We start from the raw sequence: 783 nt of genomic DNA on the forward strand, positions 1-783 counted from the left end.
TTGGGCGCGACGCGGATCGCAGCACGACTCGGGGCCGCGTTGGATACCGATATCCCGGTCCAGTTGCTGTTCGAGGCGCCCACGGTGGCGGCACTCGCGTCGCGCGTCGAGCGGCATATCGGTCAGGGGCGGCAACGCCCACCGCTGGTGGCCCGGCCGCGCCCCGATCTCGTGCCCCTGGCGCCGGCCCAGCAACGGATGTGGTTCCTCAACCAGTACGACACCGGTTCGGGGGCATACAACTTGCCGATCGTCATTCGGCTGCGTGGCGAATTGAACGTGGACGCTTTGCGATCGGCCCTGGTGGATGTGCTCGGCAGGCACGAGTCGCTGCGAACGCGGTACCCGGATCACGACGGAAAGCTGATCCAGGTGATCGAACCCGTCGACGGAATCGATCGCGAACTGGCTTTGGTCTTCGTTCCGCGGAGTCGATTGATCGGCGCGGTGACCGAATTCGTCAGCGAAGGCTTCGATGTCAGCACCGAGGTGCCGGTGCGCGCTCGATTGTTCCGTGCCACCGGCGGTGCCGAACCGGAATACGTGCTGGCCGTCGTGGTGCACCACATCGCCGCCGACGGCTTCTCCATGTCACCGCTGGCGCGCGACGTGACGACCGCGTACGCCGCGCGGATCCGCGGCGAAGCCCCTTCGTGGCCACCGCTGCCCATCCAGTACGCGGACTACGCGCTGTGGCAGCAGGCCGCCCTCGGCTCACCCGACGATCCGGAATCGTTGTGCGCCCGGCAGATCCGATATTGGACCGAGACCTTGGACGGAGTC

General features: G+C 66.9%; 1 protein-coding gene. It reads left to right on the top strand.

Features of this window, described 5'->3' with window-relative positions; translation table 11 throughout:
- Nucleotides 1-783, top strand: a 783-nt coding sequence (locus ACT89H_RS29415; RefSeq protein WP_445111926.1) for a condensation domain-containing protein, incomplete at both ends; no start/stop codon positions are given.

The sequence above is a fragment of the Nocardia aegles genome (genome assembly GCF_052545135.1).